This is a genomic window from Alphaproteobacteria bacterium (assembly GCA_023898745.1).
Lineage (GTDB): Bacteria > Pseudomonadota > Alphaproteobacteria.
In genome coordinates, this window is record CP060237.1 from 465,972 (window position 1) to 482,267 (window position 16,296).

At 37.0% G+C, this 16,296-nt stretch carries 13 protein-coding genes, 1 tRNA gene and 1 pseudogene; 8 read left to right on the forward strand and 7 right to left on the reverse strand.

What is annotated here, in order from left to right:
- Nucleotides 1-8 precede the first annotated feature (8 nt).
- Both secD and secF read left to right on the forward strand, forming a co-directional pair.
- Complete coding sequence (gene secD, locus H6850_02300) at nucleotides 9-1,547, forward strand: protein translocase subunit SecD (GenBank protein USO02795.1); 1,539 nt, start codon at nucleotides 9-11, stop codon at nucleotides 1,545-1,547.
- A complete protein-coding gene (gene secF, locus H6850_02305) occupies nucleotides 1,544-2,407 on the forward strand; it encodes a protein translocase subunit SecF (protein ID USO02796.1) in 864 nt (287 codons plus the stop codon). The genes secD and secF overlap by 4 nt, the downstream gene beginning before the upstream one ends.
- Before the next feature lie 237 nt (nucleotides 2,408-2,644).
- Here the strand turns inward: secF and H6850_02310 are convergent.
- A tRNA-Gln gene (locus tag H6850_02310) sits at nucleotides 2,645-2,718 on the reverse strand.
- A gap of 177 nt (nucleotides 2,719-2,895) precedes the next feature.
- On the opposite strand from H6850_02310, the gene H6850_02315 reads away from it, so the two are divergent.
- The gene (locus H6850_02315) at nucleotides 2,896-3,807 is read left to right on the forward strand and encodes a rhodanese-related sulfurtransferase (GenBank protein ID USO02797.1); all 912 of its coding nucleotides are present in this window, start codon (nucleotides 2,896-2,898) and stop codon (nucleotides 3,805-3,807) included.
- Nucleotides 3,808-3,903: 96 nt separating this feature from the next.
- Here the strand turns inward: H6850_02315 and H6850_02320 are convergent.
- A pseudogene (locus H6850_02320) lies at nucleotides 3,904-4,299 on the reverse strand (nucleotidyltransferase substrate binding protein).
- On the reverse strand, nucleotides 4,286-4,579 hold the full coding sequence (locus H6850_02325; protein ID USO02798.1) for a nucleotidyltransferase domain-containing protein: 294 nt from the start codon (nucleotides 4,577-4,579) through the stop codon (nucleotides 4,286-4,288). The pseudogene H6850_02320 and the gene H6850_02325 overlap by 14 nt, the downstream one beginning before the upstream one ends.
- 124 nt (nucleotides 4,580-4,703) lie before the next feature.
- Here H6850_02325 and secA point away from each other — a divergent pair, with 124 nt between their 5' ends.
- The gene (gene secA / locus H6850_02330; protein USO02799.1) at nucleotides 4,704-7,340 is read left to right on the forward strand and encodes a preprotein translocase subunit SecA; all 2,637 of its coding nucleotides are present in this window, start codon (nucleotides 4,704-4,706) and stop codon (nucleotides 7,338-7,340) included.
- Complete coding sequence (dapF, locus tag H6850_02335; GenBank protein ID USO02800.1) at nucleotides 7,327-8,133, forward strand: diaminopimelate epimerase; 807 nt, start codon at nucleotides 7,327-7,329, stop codon at nucleotides 8,131-8,133. The genes secA and dapF overlap by 14 nt, the downstream gene beginning before the upstream one ends.
- Here dapF and H6850_02340 read toward each other — a convergent pair.
- Nucleotides 8,092-8,643 (reverse strand): hypothetical protein, encoded by a 552-nt coding sequence (locus H6850_02340; protein ID USO02801.1) that lies wholly within the window; start codon nucleotides 8,641-8,643, stop codon nucleotides 8,092-8,094. The two genes, dapF and H6850_02340, sit on opposite strands and share 42 nt — an antisense overlap.
- 138 nt (nucleotides 8,644-8,781) lie before the next feature.
- Here H6850_02340 and H6850_02345 point away from each other — a divergent pair, with 138 nt between their 5' ends.
- Entirely contained in the window at nucleotides 8,782-9,537 is a 756-nt protein-coding gene (locus tag H6850_02345; protein USO02802.1) for a PAS domain-containing protein, read from the forward strand.
- Here the strand turns inward: H6850_02345 and dnaG are convergent.
- The 3 genes from dnaG to H6850_02360 all read right to left on the reverse strand — a co-directional run bounded on the left by dnaG (nucleotide 9,534) and on the right by H6850_02360 (nucleotide 13,227).
- Entirely contained in the window at nucleotides 9,534-11,117 is a 1,584-nt protein-coding gene (dnaG, locus tag H6850_02350) for a DNA primase (GenBank protein USO02803.1), read from the reverse strand. The genes H6850_02345 and dnaG overlap by 4 nt on opposite strands.
- Before the next feature lie 159 nt (nucleotides 11,118-11,276).
- Nucleotides 11,277-12,353 (reverse strand): hypothetical protein, encoded by a 1,077-nt coding sequence (locus H6850_02355; GenBank protein ID USO01938.1) that lies wholly within the window; start codon nucleotides 12,351-12,353, stop codon nucleotides 11,277-11,279.
- Between the two features lie 163 nt (nucleotides 12,354-12,516).
- A complete protein-coding gene (locus H6850_02360; protein USO01939.1) occupies nucleotides 12,517-13,227 on the reverse strand; it encodes a PAS domain-containing protein in 711 nt (236 codons plus the stop codon).
- A 191-nt stretch (nucleotides 13,228-13,418) separates the two neighbouring features.
- On the opposite strand from H6850_02360, the gene H6850_02365 reads away from it, so the two are divergent.
- Nucleotides 13,419-14,324: a hypothetical protein gene (locus H6850_02365; protein USO01940.1), complete on the forward strand. Its 906-nt coding sequence runs from the start codon at nucleotides 13,419-13,421 to the stop codon at nucleotides 14,322-14,324.
- A gap of 4 nt (nucleotides 14,325-14,328) precedes the next feature.
- Nucleotides 14,329-16,065 (forward strand): hypothetical protein, encoded by a 1,737-nt coding sequence (locus H6850_02370; GenBank protein USO01941.1) that lies wholly within the window; start codon nucleotides 14,329-14,331, stop codon nucleotides 16,063-16,065.
- The last annotated feature ends 231 nt before the right edge of the window (nucleotides 16,066-16,296 follow it).

Below are 16,296 nucleotides of genomic sequence, written 5' to 3' on the forward strand. Positions count from 1 at the left end.
AGATTGTGATGCATTTCTCAAAAGTAAAAACCCTACTTGTTTTATTTATATGTTTTTTTGGTATAGCATTTTCTGTGCCAAGTTTTTTAAAAGATAATGTGTATGAGAAATTACCAAGTTACTTTCAACAAAAGATTAACCTTGGATTAGAATTAAAAGGCGGTTCATATTTGCAACTTCAAGTTGCATTAGATGAAGCTTATAAAACAAATTTTGAAAAACTGAATGTTAGAAAATTATTCAAAAAAAACAAGATTGGTTTTGAAGATTATAAGATTGATAAAGATGCCATTTTTGTGCGTCTGAAAGATATTAAGGATTATGATAACGTTTCAAAACTCATAGGGTCTTTTGATCGTGCATTAAGTGTTGGTTTAAATGGAAAAGTGCTGCGTATTTATTATGCGCCAAATCAAAAAAGAGAGTTAGATCTAAAATTGGTTGAGCAATCTATTGAGGTTGTGAGACGAAGAATTGATGAAACGGGCACAAAAGAGCCATTAATTTATCGTCAGGGCGTAGACCGTATTATTGTTCAATTACCTGGTGTGGATGATCCAGGACGTGTGAAACAGCTTCTGGGGCAAACAGGACGTTTGGTCTTTAAATTGTTATCAGGTGTTGTGGGTCAAGACAAGGCTTTCAACAAAGAGATTTTGGTTGAAAAAGATACAGGTGTTAAATATTATGTTGAGCCTGAGGTGCTTTTAAGCGGAGAAGATCTCACAACAGTGAAAGTGTTTTCTGAAGGATCAAACGGCGTATCGTTTGAATTAAATTCTTTTGGCACAGAGCGATTTAAAGACATTACTTCCAAAAATATTGGTAGACGCCTGGCTATTGTGATCGACAATAAGATTGTGACAGCGCCAAAAATTACACAAGCCATTCCTTACGGGCAAGCGATGATTTCAAGTGAAAAAACGACGCTTGAGGAAGCAACACGATTAAAGATTATTCTGTCTTCAGGTTCATTACCCGCGCCTTTGAAGGTCATGGAGGAGCGTGTTGTTGGTCCTTCATTGGGTGCAGACTCTATTGAGCATGGTAAAGCAGCGGTATTGTGGTCATTTATTTTGGTTGCGGCGTTTATGTTGCTAGCGTATCGTTTATTTGGATTTTTTGCGATTGTTTCGCTGGTCTTTAACGTTGTGTTGCTGTTTGCAACATTATCGTTTATTGGCGCGACCTTAACATTGCCTGGCATTGCTGGTATTGCTTTGACTATGGGTGTTGCGGTGGATGCTAACGTTTTGATTTATGAGCGTATAAAGGAAGAGTTGCGATTTGGGATGAAGCCTGTGCGTGCGATTATTTTAGGCTTTGAGCGCGCGATGACAACAATTGTTGACTCAAACTTAACGACCTTGATCGGTGCGTTTATTTTGTATGAGTTTGGTAGTGGGCCGATTCGTGGGTTTGCGGTGACTTTGGGCCTTGGTATCGTGATTTCGATGTTTACGGCTTTGACATTGACGCAAATGCAAATTTATTTTTGGATTCGCAACAGAAAGGTTGAGAAGTTGTCGATTGGAGGCAGAAAATGAACTTTATAAAATTCCGTTATGCATCTTTTACTGTCGTGCTTTTGCTGCTTTTTATCACAACCTTTAGTTTATTTACAAAAGGTTTGAATTATGGAATCGACTTTAAAGGCGGATACGTTTTAGAAACCAAATTTTCTCAAGCGCCTAATTTAGATAAACTCAGAACATCTCTTGAAAATCTAAAAATTGGCGCAGTAAGCATGCAGCAGATTGGAAATGATAAGTCTAATATTTTAATTAAACTTGAAGATCAAGGTGGAAAAAACCAGGTAGGGAAAGTGAAAGACACTCTTGGGAAGGGTGTTGCATATCGTCAAGTTGAAGTGATCGGACCAAAAGTTGGAAAAGAGCTTGTGGGTAATGCGGTGAAGTCTGTATTGTTAACCTTGTTGGCAATGTTGATTTATATTACGATTCGTTTTCAATGGCGTTATGCATTAAGTGCAATTTTGACAATTTTTTATGATTGTATGATGATTGTGATGCTTTATACAGTATTTCCATTTGAGTTTAGTGAGTCTGCGATTATCGGTATTTTGATAACAGCAGGTTATTCTATCAACGATACGATTGTGATCTTTGACCGTATTCGTGAGAACTTGTTGAGACGCACCAAGCTTACGGTGCCAGAAATTATCAATGGGTCTATTCAAGAAACACTATCCAGAACAACTCTTACTGTTGCAGCAACAATGCTATCTCTGCTTGCGATGTATTTCTTGGGTGGTGCTGTGATCGCGGAATTCAGCTTGCCAATTATTGTGGGCGTTATCTCCGGAACATTTTCATCTATTTTTGTAGCTGCACCTTTGTTGCTTGTGTTTGGCTTTTCCAAGCATGCATTGAGGCAAGGTATTTAATTTCATTTGCACCGTCATCCTGAGGCGTAGCCGAAGGATCTTCTTGAGTACATCTTAGAGACATCCTTCATTTACTACGCTCGTTCAAGATGACGGAGTTTTATTATGAGATTTAATGAGATTTAAGTGGATAGTCCGCCTTCGCTCTAAAGAGCTTCGGCGTGACATCCACTTCGCACGCTCCGACGCAGTCGCGTCGAAGCTAAATTTTGCCTTTGGCAAAATTGCGAAGATGGATGGCTGGGGTACTAGGATTCGAACCCAGGATGGCGGGACCAAAACCCGCTGCCTTACCGCTTGGCTATACCCCAACTTATCTCATGTTACCAGAACATACTATTTGAAACAATGGGAAAATACGCTATAAAATAAAGTAAATAAATTTTATGAAATGCAGACCGTCATGGCGAGCGGAGCATGGCCATCTACAATGGATCACAACGTTGTTTGGCTTCTCGTGATGACGTTTCAGCGTAAAAGGAAAAAAAATGAAGCACAAAATTGTTGCATTTTACAAATTTCAAGCTATTCAGCCTGAAGAGATTAAAGCTGCGCTAATGCCTTATCTCAAAAATATTAAGGGAACGGTATTACTTGCAAGGGAGGGAATTAATGGAACAGTGAGCGGTCCAGATGAAGATATTGATCGCTATGGTGAGAAGCTTAAAGAGTTGTTTCCAGGTTTAAGTATAAAATTCTCTTACAAAGAAGGCCAAACACCTTTTTATCGACTTAAAGTGCGATTTAAAAAAGAGATTGTTACGTTGCGCGCGCCAGAAGCGGATCCATGCCAGTATGTTGGAGAATATGTTGAGCCTAAAGATTGGAACAAATTGATTTCAGATCCAGATGTAATTTGTATTGATACAAGAAATGATTATGAAGTGAAGATGGGTACATTTAAGGGTGCAATAAACCCTAAGACAGAGAAATTTACAGAAATTAAAGACTATGTGGCCCAAAACTGCAAAGATAAAGAGCAAAAGATTGCAATGGTTTGCACAGGTGGAATTCGTTGTGAGCGATCAACAGCGTATATGAAGGCTTTAGGATTCAAGCATGTGTATCACTTAAATGGTGGAATCTTAAAATATCTTGAGGATGTAGAGGAGAAGGATAGCTTGTGGGAAGGTGAATGTTTTGTGTTTGATCATCGTATCGGTGTGAAGCACGGCCTCAAACAAGGTGACTATCAAATGTGTTATGGGTGTCGTATGCCCTTATCTCAAGAAGAAATGCAGGTGCCGGAATATGAAGAGGGTGTGTCTTGCGCCTATTGTTCTGCTAAAACATCTGAAGATAAAAAAGCGCGCTTAAGACAGCGTCAGAGACAAATTGAGCTATTTAAATCCCGTGGTCAGGAGCATTTGGGGCAAACCCGACCGACGACTTCATCTTGAGGTGTAGCTGAAGGGCTTACTTGCGTTCTATTCAATAAGATCTTTCTCTTGCTATGCGCGATCAGGATGGTGAGATGCAGGTGGTCAAGGTAATTTTTATTTTGCAACTTCATTTAGTTTATTAAAAGTTTTTCTAAGAGTTGGTAGATATAATTGAATACGCCCAAAGATTTCATCAGCGAGATCTTCATTATAAGTATGAGACGTTAGGTTTCTATCTTTGAGCATACTCAACCATTTTTCTTCTTCATCAATAAGTTGACCTTTGTATGCTTCTTTAAAAATATCCTTAGGATAAACAGCTTGAGCGCCATGCGTTTCTATGATAGCTTTTAATAATTTTCAGAATAATTCAATTGTGAATTCAAATCTTTGGATAGTTGCATTAACATTGCTGCGATCTTCTTGCATAGGCTTGTTTGCAATTGCCTCCAAAGATATTAACGCTTTTTCAAGTTTAGAAAATCCTAATTTTACTTTATAACTTCTCATATATTTTTTTTCCTTGTTGTGAGATAGATTTTTTTAATGGGGATGTTTCACTCAGTTGATCGAGTCGTACAGTATCTATCTTTAAAAGTGTATCAGCGTCATCAATAATGTTCAGTATATCAAGCCATTCCTTCTCACTTGCATTTGGACAAAATAAAGCTAAATCAATGTCTGCTCTTTCTTGATTATCGCCTCGCGCTCGAGAGCCAAACAGCCAAATCTCTTTTACAGAGGGGTGTTGTGTTAATTTTTTATAAAATTGATAATCTTGAATATGCATATAAACCTCCCATATAGTGTAGGTATACAAGGCTTTTAACCGAAAAATCAAGTTACGGAGCGAGTCTATAGCAAATTCCTTGATTTTCACGTATTCTATAAAAAAGGCTACACATCTATTCTAAATGCTTAACACTATTTTGAAAAAGGTTTTCGGATCGTCGAATGATCGGGTAGTAAAGAGATATCGGCGCATTGTTGAAAAAATCAATGCAAGGGAAGCGTATTATGAAAAGATGTCAGATGAGAATCTGAGGAGTCAAACATCTATATTAAAAGAGCGCTTGCAAAAAGGCGTATCACTTGATGATATCCAAGTGGATGCTTTTGCTGTGGTGAGAGAGGCGGCAAAGCGAACACTAGGGCAGCGACATTATGATGTACAGCTTATTGGTGGTCTAGTTTTGCATGATGGCAAGTTATGTGAAATGAAAACAGGTGAAGGTAAAACACTAACTTCAACAACAGCGATTTACTTGAATGCGTTAACAGAAAAAGGCGTGCATGTTGTAACAGTTAATGATTATTTAGCGAAGCGTGACGCAACCTGGATGGGTAAAGTTTATGAGTTTTTAGGTTTGACCGTTGGTTTTATTGTGCACGGGTTATCAGATATAGAAAGACGCCAAGCATATCATTGTGATGTTACATATGGAACAAATCATGAGTTTGGATTTGATTATCTGAGAGATAATATGAAATTCACACTTCAAGACATGGTGATGCGTAAATTTAATTTTGCTGTGGTAGACGAAGTTGACAATATTTTGATTGATGAAGCTAGAACGCCTCTCATTATTTCAGGACCTGCAGAAAAATCTTCTGATAACTATGTGATTGCTGCAGAAATTGTAAAGCAGTTATCTACAGAGCACTATGAGAAGGATGAGAAAAATAAGAACATTACCTTTTCAGATGTTGGTGTAGAAAAAGTCGAATCTCTATTAAAAAAGCGGGGGATGCTTGAAGGTGATAATCTTTATGATCTTCGTAATTTATCCATCGTGCATTATTTGAATTCTGCCCTTAAAGCGCAAGTTATGTTTCAAAAGAATGTAGATTATATTGTGCGTGATGACGAAGTGATTATCATTGATGAATTTACAGGTCGTATGATGGAAGGTCGTAGATATTCAGACGGCCTACATCAATCTATAGAAGCAAAAGAGGGTGTTGAAATTCAAGTTGAAAACCAGACATTGGCATCTATTACATACCAAAATTATTTCCGTTTATATCCAAAACTTTCTGGTATGTCTGGAACAATTTTGACAGAAGAAGAAGAGTTTGAAGAGATCTATGGTTTAAGATCTGTATCTATCCCAACACATAATCCTGTAATTCGGAAGGATTATGATGATCAATTCTATGTTACAGCACGGGAAAAATATGATGCGATTGTAGAATTTTTAAAGAAACGCATCCCGACAGGCCAACCAATTCTTGTAGGTACAACAAGCATTGAAAAGTCTGAGTATTTGTCTGCACTTATGAAGCAGCAGGGTATAAAGCACAGCGTTTTGAATGCAAAGTACCATGAGCAAGAAGCGAAAATTGTAGCAGAAGCAGGACGTTTAGGTGCGATAACAATTTCAACAAACATGGCAGGTCGCGGAACAGATATTCAGCTTGGTGGAAGTTTAGAGTCGCGCTTAAAAGAATATGATGAAGCGAAACATACAGACGCGCTAAAAGAAAAAATCTTGAAAGAAATTAAAGAAGAAAACGCGAAGATTAAAGCGCTTGGTGGTTTGTTGGTCATTGGAACGGAACGTCATGAAAGTAGGCGTATTGATAACCAGCTTATTGGTCGTTCAGGGCGTCAAGGTGATCCAGGAGAATCTATTTTCTTCTTATCCACGGAAGATGATTTGCTGCGTATTTTTGGATTTGATCAAAAGCAAGATAAATTCAGAAAAAAAATGAAAGAAGGTGAAAGTCTTCAAAAATTCTGGTTGAACAGTGCTATTGCGAGAGCGCAAAGAACTGTAGAAGCTCGTAACTTCGATATGCGTAAACAGATTTTGCAGTATGATGATGTTATGAATGATCAAAGAAAAATCATTTATGAACAAAGATTAAAATTTATGGCAGATGACAATGTCTCAGAAACGATCTCTGAGATTTTTGATTTGGCTGTTGAGGATGTATTTGAGGTTCATATTCCAGAACATTCTTTTTCAGATACGTGGGATATCGCAGGTTTAGAGACATCCATTCAAAAAGTCTTCAATCAGAAGCTTGATTTGGCTGGATTAGATCAAGATCAGTTCCGTGCATCAGAGCATTTATTTGATCATATTTATAACACACTTAAAGGCTCATTTAATGCGCGATATAACAATGAGGAGCAGCAAGATTTCTTGCGATATTTAGAAAAGTCCACATTGCTGAAATTATTGGATCAACATTGGAAAAGTCAGTTATATCAACTAGATCATATTCGACAAGGAATCGGACTTCGTGGATATGCTGGCGTAAAACCGATTAATGAGTACAAGCGCGAAGCGTTTAATGCATTTTTTGGCATGATGAAAACACTGAGATTTGAGATTATCGAAACGCTTTGCAAAATGCCAGAAGAGCAAATTCCATCAGATTTACATCAAGAAATTTCAAATTTTCTAGCGAGTAGTGATGTTACGCATGAAGATGAGGTTGACACATTAAAGGGTGCGCCTGCAACAAAGAAGCTCGGAAGAAATGATCCATGTTATTGTGGCTCTGGAAAGCGATATAAGTCTTGCCATGGAAAAATGTAATAAAAAGCTTCATCACGAGACTGTAGCTTTTATTAAAGCGCAAGGCCTTGGCAATGATTTTGTTATGATTGATATTGATGGTTTGTCTGAGTATGATTGGAGTAAGTTTGCTAAGCAAATGTCTAACAGACGACTCGGGATAGGTTTTGACCAGCTATTATTGTTTAAGAAAAGTAAAGTTTGGTTTTATAATAGCGATGGAACAGAAGCTGAAACTTGTGGTAATGGAACGCGCTGCTTAGCGTACTATTTGATGTCAAAAAACAACTGCACTTCTATAGAAATTGAAACCCCTGGCGGTACCGTGTTTTGTTCTTTGAATAGCGACAGAACAGTCTCAGTTCAAATGACTAAACCTACAGTGGTTGAGGAGAGATCAATTGTTGCGCATGCGGATTTGTTCAAATACCCGCCTGTGTTTGTGCGTATTGGAAATCCTCATTTGGTTTGTTTTGTTGAGCATTTGGATGATATTCATGAATATGGTCCTATTTTATCGCGCCAAGATGTGAATGTAGAGTTTGTAAATGTATTGAATGAGCATCAACTTAGATTGAAGGTCTGGGAGAGGGGTGCGGGGCTAACTCCTGCTTGCGGTTCTGGAGCGTGCGCTAGCGTTATAGCTGCGCAACACCATAAACTTGTTGAATCTAATGTAGAGGTATTTCAAGATGGTGGGAAATTAGATATTTCCTGGAATGGTACCGAATTATACATGAGAGGCGCATGTCAAATTGTGTACGAGGGTCAGTTATCCGGCCAATTTTTTAGCTCGTTCTGCCAAGTTGAATAATCCATTGATTGTTGAAGCGCCTGATTCATAGCAAGCGTGTGCTACGCGATTATGAAATTTATGCGTTCCTCGTGATTCCTGAATATTCCTTAACTCCCGGTTTATCGTTCTGATTATTTCTCCATGCGTGTCCAAAATCTCTGCTTCTGTTTTTTCAAAAAGTATTTTTTGTAATAACTCTGCAATATTTTGCTCTTTTTCTGCTATTGTGCAAAATGAGCGTTGCCAAAACCATAGTTTTTGCCCTGCTGCATTACGTAGTGTATTGTCTAAGGTATCAAGTGCTTGCAGATACATATCTCTAGAAGATGTCGTTGGCTCGCTTCTTAAATGATAATACACAAAACGTAAATTTCCTGCGAAATGATGCAAGGGTTTGTGATGTTCTTCACTAAACGTGGCCCATACGCGATTTTGTCTAAAATTTTTCGTAGTATAATCTGTCATTTCTTTTAAAGTTTGTTGGCCTGTTTCACAAAGGAGGAAAAAGGCCGAAAGTAGCGTAAACATTACTTTTTCTCCTTTTATTTTTGTATTCATTTCTTGTGAAAGGGTTTTGTTTTTGACAAGGTGCCCTTTCGTATACATTATTGGCAAGTTTTTATTACACGTAATACTCCCTAAAAACAGGGGGGTGGATTTTCCAGGGTGTTTTTTGTATTGTGTTTTAGCAAGAGTAGGTATGAGTTTTATATGTCCCAGGACCAAGCTTCACTGATCTATACACTTTCGCAGATCCATAATGGAGAAACTCATATAGGTGATTACCTGAAACTTATTTTTCGAAATACACCGGTGATTACGTTTTGGTATGATACGAATTTTGTTGTAGGTGGATGTAATGAAAATTCAGCTAGAGCTTTTGAAAAGTCATATCCAGAGGATATTATTGGAAAAACTGATCTTGATTTTGCGTTGAGCGACACAGATGCGGCATGTTATCTGATAACCAATCAAAAAGTAATAAAAGAAAATAAGCCGCAATTTAATGTAATTGATCCAATGCACACTTCTGATGGTGTATGTACTTTATGGTCTACAACAAAAATGCCTTTTTACGATGTGGAGGGAAATATTTTAGGCATCGTGGGTTTTGCGATGCCTATTCATCGAAATGTTGAGGGTTTTTCAAATGCGCAGTTGTTGAATCTTTATCAATCCTTTAAGGATGGAAAAAACTATTATGTTTATATACATGGACGTATTGTGCATTTAACCACAAGGCAGGCTGAAATTCTGATGCATTTATCAATGGGAAAAACATTTAAAGAAATCGCTCGTTTGATTGATCGTGCCGTTTCTACAGTGGAGGATCATATTGATGTTTTGAAGCGAAAGCTGGGCGTTTATACTGCGTCGGAATTGATTGACTGTTTCTGGAAAAACCCTATCAAATGGTTTTAGTCAGATTGATCCACAATAAGAGATTTCTTTGAAGCTTGAATTTCTTCCCAACTTTGAGATTTTTGAGGTGTGTGATTAAGGTATTGTGTGTATATATCTATCCAAATGTCTTTTATTTTTTCTTCTTTTGGTTTGTCTAAAAAAGGTGCATAAGCTGTGAGTTTTTTTATATTTAAAGCATCGGTGTTTATGGTGACTGTTTCATCAAAATATCGTTCTAACAACTTATATTTTAAAGCTTCAAAGCCAGGGTTTTCAAATTCAAGGCGACCTAGATAATCTTGAATATCCTCAAGAAGCTCTGGATATTTTACAAGCGTCGCTAATAAAACACCCGCCAAGATTTCTCTGTATTGCGCTTTAGGTAGGGTGGGAATTTTATGGTTTTTATCCTTAGATGTTTTGCTTTTATGTTTTGACGCTTCCCATAGTTTATTTAAGAGATATTGGCGGAATGCATTTGATAACGCTTGGTTTTGTTGAGTTTTAGTAATTCTAATAATTTCCTCTTTAATAAACGCCTGATCTTCAGGAGAGGTGAGTTGTTTTTTGAGACATATTTTTTCAAACAATTTATCCGCAAAAGAGATAGGTTTGAGGGTTGATAAATCTTTTGCAAAGGAGTCCGCATCCTCGCCTTGTGGTAAATCTAAAAATGCAAAGCTTTTTTCAGCTGTTAAGAAAGGTGTCATGCGCTCAATTAAACGATATGCTGCTGTTTTACCTGCTTGATCCCCATCGAAACAAACAAAAGGGCGCTCATCATAAGTCCAAATTTGCTCCGCTTGCGCTTTAGAAAAGCTTGTTCCTAAGGGTGCAACAGCACTAAATTCTCCAGCTTGCTGAACCTTGATAACGTCAAGATAACCTTCTGTGATGATGAATTTTTTCTTTTTATCTGCTTCATGAAATCCATACAGCACTTCACTTTTTTTGAAAATTTCTGTTTCTTTGGAGTTAATGTATTTAGCATTTGATGAGCCATCTAAAATACGTCCACCAAATGCAATAACGTGACCTCTGTAGTTTTTAATTGGAAACATAAGTCGCCCTCTAAAGCGACATTTTTTACCGGTAAATAGCTCAGATTTATTCAGCATATCTTGTGGAAATTCCGGAGAAAGTGCATTAAATAACTCATCGCCTTGGGGGCAATATCCAAGTTCGTATATCTCAATAGATTTTTTTGTAATACCTCGTTGATTGAGGTAGCTCAACACATCTCGTGTGAGACTTTGTTTAAACAAATCACAGGCTCTTCTATAAAGCTCAATCTGAGATTTAATAATGGGCGCTTGTTGTTTTAATGGTTCAAGTTTTACACCTGCCATTTTTGCCAACGTTTCTATGGTGTCTTTTTTCGACATTTTTTGGTTAAGGTATGTAAAAGCATTTCCTTTTACTTGACAGCCAAAGCAGTAATACAAGCCTTTTTTATCATTCACGCGAAATGAGGGTGTTTTTTCTTTATGAAATGGACAGCAACCAAGATATTCATGACCATTAAGCTTCAGCTTTACATCCTTTCCGATGATTGCTGAAAGCCGAATCTTGCTTAAAATTTCGTCTAGAATACTCATGGTGCGGTTTTTTCCCATCATTTTGCGTGAAATTTTTACCATCTTGAGTCGAAGATGACGCATCTTTCAAAACCTACTTTGCGCTAGTTTTAAAAAAGTCCTTTATATGCTCAGGATAGTGATAAATATGTGGTCACAAAACTAACATCTTATTATACTTTATGTTTGGTGAGAATGTCTAAATAGTTCAAGATAGGCAGGATTCGTAGATGGTTGAGGAACTTCTCCTGGAGGTATATTGTCTGGAAGAGCTGCGGCCAAAGTTTCTAAGCGAACACAGATGGCAGCGAAGCTGCGGCCTAGAAGTACTGAAAGGCATGCATATTTCGTGCATTTCGCATCTTGCATTTCCCAAACAACTTCCCCTTTTTCATTTTTAAGACGGTTGATTAGTGAGGATATCTCTAAAGCATTGCATTGTATTTTATTTCCAAATTTTTTTATTAATATTTCTTTCATAATATCGATAGGGTCTGTAGCCATATATAGTTTTTTACCTTCAAAGACGGTTTGTGCTGTTTTAGCTGCGAAAGCATGCAGGAAAATAGATAAGTTTTTATGGTGTGGTAATTTTTGTAGTTGAGAGGAGGCTGTGCGGAAAATTCCTAGATGCACCGTGAAGGGAAGATCTGGGTGTGTAAGTAGCATCATTGCCATTTCAATATCATCCAAACTTTCAGTATTTATTTCCCCTGTTTCTGTAAATTTTTTATGTATCGAAGTATTGCTGTAGCATGCATAACATACCCATACATCTGATTCGCCCCAATCTCTCAATTTTCTTTTGCTTCCTCTATCTAACCAAAAAGCGTCAACAATTCCTCCTCCGCTATGGTATTTTTCCATAAAAAGATGAAAGTCAGTCGATAGTTTTTTAAGGTGGAAGTTTGGTGGTATGTCCCTAATATTAGAAAGTTTTGAGTTAGGCAATTCTTTAATATCACACTCGTTAGCGGCAAGTTTTGCGCATTCAATATAGCTTAATTCTCTAGCAAAAAAACTCTCTCTTAGAGCAAACCTTTCCCAAAAACGTGCATTTTGTGACGTTATCTTTTCTGTCGCAAGCCAACAGTCCTCTCCCATTTGTTTAAAAAATTGAGAGTGGTTAGTTGTGTTGATATTATGCTCTACAGGTATTACTGCAGGCTGAGAGGCAAATAGGTTTTTTTGTAAAATCGGAGTGGATAGAAATAAAATACAAAGCAAAAATGTTTTTTTGATGTAATTTAGTAACATAAATAAACTTATCTTTTTCTTACGACTGTAACACAAAAAGGTCATTCAAGCAAGTGCGCGAATAGCAAATAGTAGAGATAATGAAAAGAGTATTTTTTTGAGCTAATGAATGACATATTGCGATGTGGAAGAATATTGTATCCTAGGTTTTTCAAAAAATCTATTAAAACCACTTAATAGGATTGTTCCAGAAGAGCTCTATAAGTTGTGAAGTGTTATAGACATTTAATTTTTGTTTTAAAACTTCAATGTGATATTTAACAGTGCATGTGCTGCAATCCATAGCGCTTGCAATTTCCTTAAAGGCTTTGCCCATAGACAAGTGCGTTAAGATCTCTGCTTGCTTTGTGGTTAAACGGATTATCTGTTTGTTTATATAAATAAAGTAATTTGTTTTATTTTTGAAGGATTGATGAAAAGCTGTTAACTGTGTATTAGCAAAACCCGTCACACCTAAATGTAATGGAATTCCAAAACCAACAATTCCATTTATATTCTTGTTTGCATCATAAAGAGGCATTTTTGTTGTGCACCATAAAGTACATTCCCCATTAGAGGAGTGAATTGGTTCAGTTAAATTTAATAGAGGTGAGTCATTTGATATTAAATTTTGATCAGAGTTTATGTAGCAAATCGCATCTTTTTCATCAAACACAAAATCAAAAGCCCACTTTCCTATCAGGTCTTGAGGTCTAGTTTTTTCAAATACTTTAAGCAAGGTCGAATTACAGTCTTGAACAATGCTATTTTTATCGGTCCAATAAGTAGCAACCGGAGTGTTTTGGAAAATAAGCTGGAAATACTCAAAAATATGTGTTTTTCCATTATGAATTTGATAAAGAATTTTGCTAATTGAAGGAGAGTCTTCAGTCATAAAACACTTTGTCTCTCTTGAGCTTCTGCATGCTAACAGATATTGCTCTGAAATCCTATACATTTTAGAGAGTGTTGCGTAGAAATTTTTCTATTGATAATAGTGGATGAAACTTTGATTTGTTTAGATTGATAAAACTAAAACAGATTTTTTCATCAAGTTAATGTAAAGAAATTTAAATGGAGGCAACTATGCTTTTAGTCTTATATTGTTTGAGAGCCAATCAAGATGATGAAGAGCAGTTTTATGCACGACAAAATGCTGTTATGCAGCACTCAGTTTGCTCAGCAAATGAAAAATTATTTGTTACCAGTCGCGGCGATGTTGTTGATTTATCAGATATTCAGAAAGCTACTCATGCAACGAATTCTGTTGAGGACGATGAAGGATTTTCAAATGGATTGCTGGGAGCTATTTTAAATGCTGCTTATCTTGTGAAATTGGGTATGAGTAATGACATCAATTGGGGCGCAGATGCGAGAGAAATTTCTGCAAATCGCCCTGTTGTGCCTGATTATGTCAAACGCGGTGATTTTTATGATTATGAAACAAATCAATGGATGAGAGATGGTGCAATTTTGGTTCCGCCAGTAAATGACACCATCTTTGCTCAAGATGATCAGGAACAGTTTTTTCTTCCTCCTGCGCAATCTTCTCATATTGTTGGTATTCAAAAACCTGCTTCTGGTGTAGTTATTTCTGGCGGCACAACAAAAAGCAGTGTGTTTGTAGGGGCTCATAAAAGTATGAGCGGCACAAATGTTGGAGGGCGTATAGAGTTTGAAGATGCGGATCAGTGGGTTACCCGTGGATTAAATAATATGATCAGGACGCATATTGTAAGTCCATTTTCGTTTGATTGGAATGGAAGAAGTATCGATGTAGAAGTGCGTGGTAAAGCGGGTTCATGGACGAGTTATGAAATTGTTCTTAAGTGCAGCAACGAAGAAATATGGACAGAGCGTGTGAAAAATGGATGGTTCGATAGCAAAGGAGAAAAATCAAAACATTTGGAAGCTGGTTTTAATAGGGTAGAGGAGCTTTTAAGAACAAATGATGAAATTCGTCAGAGAATAGAAGCTATAAGTAGGAGATAGTCTAATGTTTTTTTTATTAGTAACAACTACAGAGAATCCTGAGAGTTTATCGTCTTTTTTTTACAATAGCGGTAATGCAAAATTGTATGAAGGTGAGCAAAGGCTCGATGGAGAGGTGGTTTATTCTGAGGAATCTTTGAACAAGAGTATAAAAGAAAGATTGAAGAATATGTTAGGTGAGGAGGATCTAGAAGAATTACAACTTGAAAAACATTATAACTTTGAATTGCGAGTGTGCGCTGGGCAGGTACGAGATTTTTGGGCAATAACAAGACATGAACATCCTGTTGTCAGTATTAATGTAGGAGTGCCTTCTATTTCATTTACAGGACTAAAAGCAAAATATATTGCAGAGTGTATTGGTAGAGGGTTGTATACACCATTGCTTGTTAGTTGGGTGCCGGCTAGAATAATTGATTTTTTTATAACAGGTTGTGATAGTGGGCCATGTGCGAGAGCGGTAGCCCGCCCCAGTTTGTTTGAACTAGATACTCTTGAGAAAGAGTACACAGATCTAGCGATTCAAGAGATTCGAAAATCAATGAACTCTGTTCAAACTGAGATAAAACGGAGAAAAAATGTAATTGCATATTTTTTAAATGCAGACTCAGCTGATTATGAGCGTCCGGGACTTGAGAGGCAATACATGAATAGAAAAAGACAGTTGTTAGAAACAGCCCCAAATGTTTGCGTTGAAATTGAAAAAGCATTTGGAGATATGTATAAATCTCAAGAAGGGAGCTATACAGCTACTAATGCAATTAACTTTTTAAGAAGAGTTGTGCCTCATTATCCTGTAAGACGTAAGAATTTTTCCTATGAAGGCTTTGCTTCGTTGGGAGACTATGTATTTAATCAAAATCCAATTTTTCGTTATTTATCTGATGCCACCAGAGCAAGTTTGCAAGAAGTTCTCAGGAGAATGAGCGTTCAAAACTCTAATAAAGCGTTCTTTTTTTATGGTGAGACAAGGTGTTTAAAAACAACAATCGCCTATTTGATAGTAGAGACTTTAGGATTGCCTTATAACGATGATTTATGCGTGCTTAATAACAGAAGTATAGAATTGTTAAAAAGTCACGCAGGCGGAACAAGTCGTGGAATGCAGGATGCCAAGTCAGGCTGGGTTTTTGATACTTTAGTTGCTAAACGTGAAGGCCAACAGGAGACTTTTTTGAATCCTGTTGCAATTTTTGATGAGGCTTTTTTTAGATCTACTATTGCGGATGAGACTGTAAGATTTTTTAATGATTTCTTGGAAAAACCCTTTACATGTGAATACCTCGGTCGGTCTGCTGTGGATATAAAAGACATGACAAAAATCTTCATATCCAATCAAAAATATGACACACTCCCCGATGAACTCAAGGGGCGTTTGTATCCTGTGCATTTTGATGGTCCAATTTCATATGATTTTTTATTGCCTAAGTTAGAAGAGTTTGCTGTAGAGAAAAATTGTCAGTTTGATCAACAAGAGTTAAAGGGGTTATTGGAGCTTGCTCTGTTTGACTTAAATCAGAAAGGGCGGAAAGTGAATGTCTATTCTGTACAAACCGCTACAGAGCGTCTGATACAAGATAAAGATCAGGTTACTAAATTAAGACAACTCCAAGAGGTAGAGATTGCGGAAAGACGAAGAACTGTAGAAAGGCAAAATTTAGCATCTAGATTTCGTGATGCAGCAGTAATGTCTGCACAACAACCGATCAAGAATTCTGAATGTTCTTGTGTTGTACAGTAAGGTTATTTTAGTTTGTTGCAGCAAGTTATTGAAAGGGGAGTAAGACAACCTTAGTCCAAGGAAGGATAACTTGCGTTGGTGGATTGCAAGTATCCTAGAGAATAATAAGAAATTCTTATTATCAAATCATATAACAAGATCCAGCCTTAACAAGAAATTAACACCAATAAAAACATTCCCAACAAAAAAGAAACATGCTAAGCTTGATCAAACGTGATTAAAACACAAAAC

Excerpts from the sequence above, each read along its gene's own strand:
- secD (USO02795.1), top strand. The coding sequence starts at position 9 with ATGCATTTCTCAAAAGTAAAAACCCTACTTGTTTTATTTATATGTTTT.
- secF (USO02796.1), top strand. The coding sequence starts at position 1,544 with ATGAACTTTATAAAATTCCGTTATGCATCTTTTACTGTCGTGCTTTTG.
- H6850_02315 (USO02797.1), top strand. The coding sequence starts at position 2,896 with ATGAAGCACAAAATTGTTGCATTTTACAAATTTCAAGCTATTCAGCCT.
- H6850_02325 (USO02798.1), bottom strand. The coding sequence starts at position 4,579 with ATGCATATTCAAGATTATCAATTTTATAAAAAATTAACACAACACCCC.
- secA (USO02799.1), top strand. The coding sequence starts at position 4,704 with ATGCTTAACACTATTTTGAAAAAGGTTTTCGGATCGTCGAATGATCGG.
- dapF (USO02800.1), top strand. The coding sequence starts at position 7,327 with ATGGAAAAATGTAATAAAAAGCTTCATCACGAGACTGTAGCTTTTATT.
- H6850_02340 (USO02801.1), bottom strand. The coding sequence starts at position 8,643 with ATGTTTACGCTACTTTCGGCCTTTTTCCTCCTTTGTGAAACAGGCCAA.
- dnaG (USO02803.1), bottom strand. The coding sequence starts at position 11,117 with ATGAGTATTCTAGACGAAATTTTAAGCAAGATTCGGCTTTCAGCAATC.
- H6850_02355 (USO01938.1), bottom strand. The coding sequence starts at position 12,353 with ATGTTACTAAATTACATCAAAAAAACATTTTTGCTTTGTATTTTATTT.
- H6850_02360 (USO01939.1), bottom strand. The coding sequence starts at position 13,227 with ATGACTGAAGACTCTCCTTCAATTAGCAAAATTCTTTATCAAATTCAT.
- H6850_02365 (USO01940.1), top strand. The coding sequence starts at position 13,419 with ATGCTTTTAGTCTTATATTGTTTGAGAGCCAATCAAGATGATGAAGAG.
- H6850_02370 (USO01941.1), top strand. The coding sequence starts at position 14,329 with ATGTTTTTTTTATTAGTAACAACTACAGAGAATCCTGAGAGTTTATCG.